Origin of the sequence: Streptomyces sp. NPDC060205 (assembly GCF_042728395.1) — a bacterium.
Classification (GTDB): domain Bacteria; phylum Actinomycetota; class Actinomycetes; order Streptomycetales; family Streptomycetaceae; genus Streptomyces.
This window is the reverse complement of sequence record NZ_JBHWZP010000433.1, coordinates 1-6701: the sequence shown is the minus strand read 5'-3', so window position 1 is coordinate 6701 and position 6701 is coordinate 1. Positions and strand designations below refer to the sequence as shown.

The following is a 6701-nucleotide window of genomic DNA, read 5'->3' as shown; positions in this document are numbered from 1 at the left end:
GCGCGGGGAACTGCGCGACCAGCCCCCACCCACCCGCAGACAACGCACGACGTCGGCTGCGGGGCACACGTGGCTGAGCGCGCCGTTCCCCGCGCCCCTTCGGTGGTAAGCCGTTACGCGATCTTGTTCAGTTGGGCGATCTCGTCGTCCGGGAGGACGAGGTCTGCCGACGCGATGTTCTCGCGGAGGTGTGCGCGCGACGACGTGCCGGGGATCAGGACGATCGACGGGGAGCGCTGCAGCAGCCACGCCAGGGCGACCTGTTGGGGCGACGCGCCAAGACGCGTGGCGACGTCCGTCAGGATCGACGACTGCAGCGGACTGAACCCGCCCAGCGGGAAGAACGGCGCGAACGCGATCCCCTCCGCCGCGCACCGCTCGACGAGCGCGTCGTCCTGGCGGTTGGCCAGGTTGTAGAGGTTCTGCACGGTGACGACCGGCGCGATGGCCTGCGCCTCGGTCAGCTGCCCGTCCGAGACCGAGCTGACGCCCAGATGCCGGATCAGCCCCTGCTCCCGCAGCTCCGCCAGCGCCCCGAACTGGTCGCTCAGCGGCTCCTCGTCCGTGCCCTCGGCGGAGCCGACGCGCAGGTTCACCACGTCGAGCGCCTCCACGCCGAGGCGCTGGATGTTCTCGCGGACCTGGGCCTTGAGGTCCTCGGGTTCCCGCGCGAAGATCCACGCGCCGTCGTCGCCGCGGCGGGCGCCGACCTTGGTCACGAGGTGCAGGTCGTCGGGGTAGGGGTGCAGGGCCTCCCGGATGATCTCGTTGACCACGTACGGCCCGTAGAAGTCGCTGGTGTCGATGTGGGTGATGCCCCGCTCGACGGCCTCCCGCAGCACCGCGACGGCCTCGTCCCGGTCCTTGGGCGGCCCGAAGGCGTTGGGGCCCGCCAGCTGCATGGCCCCGTACCCCATGCGCGTCAGGGTCAGGCCGTCGGCCGGGGTGAGGGTGCCGCCGGAGAGTGTGCCGGTCGCGTCCGTCATGGTGTGCCTCTCACTGTGGTGCCTTCTTCGTTGCTTGCTCCTCGACTCTGCGCGGGGCCGGACGGCGACGGCAGTACCCCGCTGTTCCTGGGAGTGACAGGGACAGTCACCCGCGCCGGCGCGGAACTACGGTGGGGGTATGAACGGAGCGAACGTCCTCGGAGAGTTCCTGCGCGCCCGCCGGGCCCTGGTCCGCCCGGAGGATGCCGGTATCCGCGGCGGCGGCCTGCGGCGCGTCCCGGGCCTGCGCCGCGAGGAGGTCGCGATGCTCTCGGGCATCAGCGCCGACTACTACCTGCGCCTGGAGCAGGGCCGCGACCGCAATCCGTCGCTCCAGGTCCTCGAAGCCCTGGCCGACGTCCTGAATCTGGACGCGGACGCCACGGAGCATCTGATCGGTCTGGCCCAGCTCCGGCCGTCGCAGACGCGCGGGACGGTTCCCGCCGAGGGCCGCGCACGCGGGGCCGCGCGCAGGCCCGAGACCGTGCCGCCCGACATCCTGCAGCTCATGGAGGCGTGGCCGAACAATCCGGCCTACGTGGAGAACAAGTTCACCGACGTACTGGCCGCCAACGCGCTGGCCAGGGCCCTGTCCCCGAACCACGCCCCCGGCAGCAACATCATGCGGGCCGTCCTGCTCGACGAGAGCGAACGGGAGCTGCGGCGGGACTGGGACCAGCTGACCGAGGCGGGGGTCGCCGCGCTGCGGGCCAATGTGGGGCCCGACGTCGACGACCCCCGCCTGGTGGAACTCGTGGGCGAGCTGTCCGTCCGCAGTGAGCGTTTCCGGCAGTTGTGGGCCCGCCACGACGTGCACCCCAAGCAGTCACGTCTGCTGCGGCTGCGGCATCCGAAGGTCGGCGACTTCGAGCTGTATGCCAGCAAGCTGGGCATCGTCGGAGCGGACGGACTGGTCCTCAAGGTCTTCCAGGCCGCGCCGGGCAGCCGGGACGCCGAGCTGCTCGCCATCCTCGGGAGTCTGACGGCGTCCGGCGAGACGGACCGCGACCGCGACCCGGCGGGCTCCGAGAGCCGCCGGGCCGTCGAGGACCAGTGACGCCGGTCGCGTACAGCCCCGTCAGTGCCGTCGTTGACGTCAGTTGCGTACGGCGACGTCAGTTGCGTACGGCGGGGGCGACGGTCTCCTGGTTCGTCCGCGCCAGGTCGAGCTCCACGTCCTGGTCCGCGTCCACGTCCGGTCCCTGGTCGCCGGTGGCCCGGGGCGCGCCCGCGATCCGGCGTACGTGCTGGACCGGGACGAGCAGCGCGGCCAGCGCCGCGGCCAGGAGCAGCAGTGCCAGCAGGGTGAATCCGTGGGTGTAGCCGGAGGCCTCCGGCAGACCCGAGGACTGCAGATGGCCGGTGACCAGGACGCTGGTGACCGCGGCGCCGATGGACCCGCCGATGGTGCGGATGTTGGCGTTCATGCCGGTCGCGGCGCCGGTCTGCTCGGGCGGGACGCTGCCGACGATCAGGTTGGCCATCGAGGCGAACGCGAGGCCGATGCCGAGGCCGAACACACCTGACACGAAGGCCACCTGCCACTGCTCGTCGTGCCACAGGGCGAGGAATCCGCAGGCGACCGCGCCGAGCGCGGCGCCGGTCGTGAGCAGCTTCTTGGCCCCCACGACCGGTTCCAGCCGGCCGCTCAGGATGCCCGAGAAGAACATGGCGACCAGCATCGGCAGCAGGAGCAGTCCGGACGCGGTGACGCTCGCGCCGAATCCGTACCCGGCGGAGCTGGGCGTCTGGACGAAGGCGGGCAGGAAGGACCAGATCGAGTACATGCCCGCGCCGAACAGCAGCGCGGCGGTGTTCGTGGTCCACACGGCGGGCAGCCGCATGACCTTCAGGTCGATCAGCGGGGAGCGGGAGCGCGCCTCGGCGAGCAGCCACAGGACGAAGAGGACGACGGCGGCGGCGAAGAGTCCGATCACCCTGCCCGAGCCCCAGCCCCACTGGGGCGCCTGGCTGAGCGGCAGCAGCAGCGCCACCAGCCACGCCGACAGCAGGACCGCGCCGAGCCAGTTCACGCGGCCCTCGGCGCGCCTCGGCGACTCGGGGACGTACCGGGCGGCGATGAGGACGGTCACCGCGACGACTCCGACGGGCAGCCAGAACAGCCACCGGTAGTCGAGCGCGCTCACGATGGGGCCGGCCGCGACGATGCCGACACCGCCGCCCGCGGCGATCACGGCGGACAGGTTGCTGATGCTGGGGCTGACCCGGGACGCGGCGAACTCGTCGCGGATGATGCCGAAGGACAGCGGGAACAGCGCGCCGCCTATGCCCTGGACGATCCGGGCGACGATCAGTACGCCGATGGTCGGGGCGAGCGCGGCGATCAGACAGCCGATCAGCACGGTCACCAGGACGGCGACGAGGGTGCGCTTCTTGCCGACGAGGTCGCCGACCCGGCCGAGGATCGGTGTGAAGACCGAGGCGGACAGCAGGTACGCCGTCATCACCCAGGTCGCGGTGGACTGCGAGGTGTGCAGTTCGTGCTGGACGGTCGGCAGGGCCGGCGCGATCAGCGACTGGAGCATGGAGAACACGCCCGCACCGGTCGCGAGGACCGCGAAGGTGAGGCGGGTGGACTTGCGGGGCATGGAAAGCCTCTCCGAACTGGTTGCGGCCCACGTCCTGTCGTCACGGTCACGTCGTCCGCGCATGCCGGAGCGGCGCGGGACACGGCGGTGGTCGGGCGGCGGGCCCCCTGTTCGAGCGCGGCCGGGAGCGGCAGCCGGGAGCAGGGGAAGGTCGCGGAAGGTGTCAGGGAGTGTCAGGGATACGGGCGGCGCGCTCGGCGCGGGGCCCGGACGAAAGACGGGGGTACGTCGTGCCGGTGGCGCGTGCGGCCGCACGTGTCCCCGGGGAACGCACCCCGCACTGCTAAAGTGGAGGTACCCCTCCACTGTAGCGGAGGCCTACCTCCGCTTCAACTTCGTCCCGCCCGGGAGGCAGCACGTGACCGCCCAGCCGTTCCCCATCAGCGAGATCGTCGCGACCCGGCGGCCCCACCGGAAGGACGCGGCCCGCAACTACGACGCGCTGCTCACCGCCGCCCGTGAGGCCTTCGCGGAACAGGGCGCGGAGGCCTCCCTGGAGGACGTCGCCCGTCGTGCGGGCGTCGGCATCGGCACGCTGTACCGCAACTTCCCCACCCGCAGGCACCTCTTCGAGAGCCTGTACGCGGACGAGGTCAACTCGCTGTGCGAGGTCGCCCGCGAGGTCGCGGACCTGGAACCGTGGGAGGCGCTGACGGCCTGGCTGGACCGGTTCGCCGGCTACATGGTGACCAAGCGGGCCGTGCGCGAGGCCCTGAACGACGAGTCGGAGATCTTCGCCGCCTGCCGCGAGTCGATGTACGCGGCCGGCACCCCGCTGTTCGAGCGGGCCCAGCGGGCCGGCGAGGCCCGCACGGACATGACCTTCGTCGACCTGCTGCGCATGGTCGCCGGAATCACCGCGACGACCTTCGACGACGACTTCCAGCGCGACCGCGTCATGTCCATCGCCCTGGACGGCGTACGCGTCACCCGCTGACCTCTCCTTCCCGGCGCCCCGGCGGGCCCTCCTCCCTGCGGAGGATGCCTTCTCGGAGGAGGCGGCCGGGAACCGTTCCTCCCCAGGCCAGAGGGGCGGCCCCGGTGGTCCGTCTACCGTGGGGACCATGACCCTGATGGACTCGTTCGCCGGACGGCGCGTGCCCCCGGCCGTCACGGACGCGGGTCTGGCCCTGCTCTTCACGGCGGGGGCGTTCGTCCCGCTCGTGCCGATGCCGGCCGACGTGCCCGCACTGCGCACCCCGGACGCCCTGTTCTTCGTACTCGCCCTGCTGTCCGCCCTGCCGCTGGCGATCCACCGGCGGTTCCCCCTGCCGGTGCTGCTGGTCATGACGGCGGCGGTGGCCGTGCTGCAGGCACGCCACTACATCCCGCACCTGTCGGGTCCGCAGGGCACCTCCATCGGGCCCTCCTACATGGGCGTGGCCACGGCCATCCTCCTGACCGCCCTGCGAGGAGCGCCCAGGACGGCCACCCTGGTCGTGGCCGCGGTCATCCCGGCCGCGGCCGTCACCGAGGCGGTCCTCGCCCCGGACGGGCACCGCATCGCCACCCTGCTGGCGGACGGCGTGCTGCTGGTCGCCGCGTGGGCGCTCGGCCGGCTGACCCGGGCGCGCGCCGCCATCCGCGACCAGGCCCTGGAGCGGGCCTCGGCGCTGGGCCGCGCCCAGGAGGCCAACGCGCGCGCCGCCGTCATGGAGGAGCGGGCCCGGATCGCCCGCGAGCTGCACGACATCGTCGCGCACAACGTCAGCCTGATGGTCGTCCAGACGATCGCCGCCGACCGGATCCAGGACCGCGACGGCGACAAGGCCCACGAGCTGCACGGCACGATCGAGGAGACGGGCCGGGCGACCGTCACCGAACTGCGCAGACTCCTCGACGTGCTGCGTACGGAGGACGAGGCGGACGCCGATCCGAGCAAGGAGCCGCCGCAGCCCACCGTGGAGGCCCTGCCCGCACTGGTGGACGCGGTACGCGCGGCGGGTCTCACCGTGGACTTCACGACGACCGGGACACCCGCCGAGCTGCCGGCCGGCTCACACCTGACCGTCTACCGGATCGTGCAGGAGGGGCTCACGAACACGCTCAAGCACGCCGGCCACACCCACGCCGAACTGACCGTCGCCTGGGAGGCGCGGCACCGGCGGCTGACCGTCCGGCTCTGCGACGACGGACCCCGGCCGGGCGAGGGGGCGCCGCCCCGCCCGGCCGGCCTGCCGGACGGGCCCGGCCACGGACTGCTCGGCATGCGGGAACGCATCGGTGCCGTGGGCGGTTCACTGCACACCGGCCCGCGTCCGGGCGGCGGCTACTGCGTGCACGCGGTCGTACCGCTGCCGACGCCGACACCGCCCCTGTCAGCGTCACCGTCACCGGGAAGAACTGAAGCACCGGCACCGGACGATTCCTCATTCGACCTCGCAGGGCACTACGAAGGGCATCCCCCGCATGCAAGCCATCCGCGTCCTGCTGGTCGATGACCAGCCCATGATCCGGACGGGATTCCGGCTCATCCTCGAAGCGGAACCGGACATCACGGTCGTCGGTGAGGCGGCGGACGGTGTCGCCGCCGTCGAGAGCGCCCTGTCCCTGAGCCCGGACATCGTCCTGATGGACATCCGGATGCCGACCATGGACGGCGTCGAGGCCACCCGCCGTATCGCGGAGACGGGATCACCGAGCCGCGTGGTCATCCTGACCACGTTCGACCTGGACGCACACGTCGTGGACGCGCTGCGCGCCGGGGCCAGCGCCTTCCTCGTCAAGGACGGGCCGGCCGACTCGCTCGTCGGCGCCATCCGTACCGTGGCCGCCGGTGACGCGGTGCTCTCACCCCGGGTCACCCACCGGCTGCTGGACCGCTTCGCCCATCTCGGCGCGCCCGCCACCCCGGACGTACCGTCCCGCCTGAACGCGCTCACCAGCCGTGAACTCGACGTCCTGCGGGCCCTGACCCGTGGACTGTCCAACGCGGAGATCGCCCTGGAACTGGGCGTGGGAGAGACGACGGTCAAGACGCACATCGCGCACATCCTGGAGAAGTACGGCCTCCGCGACCGCGTGCAGGCCGTCATCCTGGCCTACGACTGCGGACTGGTGGTACCGCGCAGCCCCCGGTGAGGGTGCGGACAGCGGCAAGCCCCGG

6 protein-coding genes are annotated in these 6701 nt (G+C 72.3%); 4 read left to right on the top strand and 2 right to left on the bottom strand.

What is annotated here, in order from left to right; translation table 11 throughout:
* Positions 1-113 precede the first annotated feature (113 nt).
* The gene (locus tag ACFWGJ_RS40160; RefSeq protein ID WP_387333900.1) at positions 114-986 is read right to left on the bottom strand and encodes an oxidoreductase; all 873 of its coding nucleotides are present in this window, start codon (positions 984-986) and stop codon (positions 114-116) included.
* 139 nt (positions 987-1125) lie between these two features.
* Between ACFWGJ_RS40160 and ACFWGJ_RS40155 the strand changes: the two genes are divergently transcribed.
* Positions 1126-2043, top strand: a complete 918-nt coding sequence (locus tag ACFWGJ_RS40155) for a helix-turn-helix domain-containing protein (RefSeq protein ID WP_387333899.1) — start codon at positions 1126-1128, stop codon at positions 2041-2043.
* 58 nt (positions 2044-2101) lie between these two features.
* Here ACFWGJ_RS40155 and ACFWGJ_RS40150 read toward each other — a convergent pair whose 3' ends face one another.
* Positions 2102-3595, bottom strand: coding sequence for an MFS transporter (locus tag ACFWGJ_RS40150; RefSeq protein ID WP_387333898.1), 1494 nt, complete (start codon positions 3593-3595; stop codon positions 2102-2104).
* 358 nt (positions 3596-3953) lie between these two features.
* Between ACFWGJ_RS40150 and ACFWGJ_RS40145 the strand changes: the two genes are divergently transcribed.
* From ACFWGJ_RS40145 to ACFWGJ_RS40135, 3 genes are all read left to right on the top strand, one after another.
* The gene (locus tag ACFWGJ_RS40145; RefSeq protein ID WP_387333897.1) at positions 3954-4532 is read left to right on the top strand and encodes a TetR/AcrR family transcriptional regulator; all 579 of its coding nucleotides are present in this window, start codon (positions 3954-3956) and stop codon (positions 4530-4532) included.
* A 127-nt stretch (positions 4533-4659) separates the two neighbouring features.
* Entirely contained in the window at positions 4660-6036 is a 1377-nt protein-coding gene (locus ACFWGJ_RS40140; RefSeq protein WP_387333896.1) for a sensor histidine kinase, read from the top strand.
* Complete coding sequence (locus ACFWGJ_RS40135; RefSeq protein WP_387333895.1) at positions 6005-6676, top strand: response regulator; 672 nt, start codon at positions 6005-6007, stop codon at positions 6674-6676. The genes ACFWGJ_RS40140 and ACFWGJ_RS40135 overlap by 32 nt, the downstream gene beginning before the upstream one ends.
* The last annotated feature ends 25 nt before the right edge of the window (positions 6677-6701 follow it).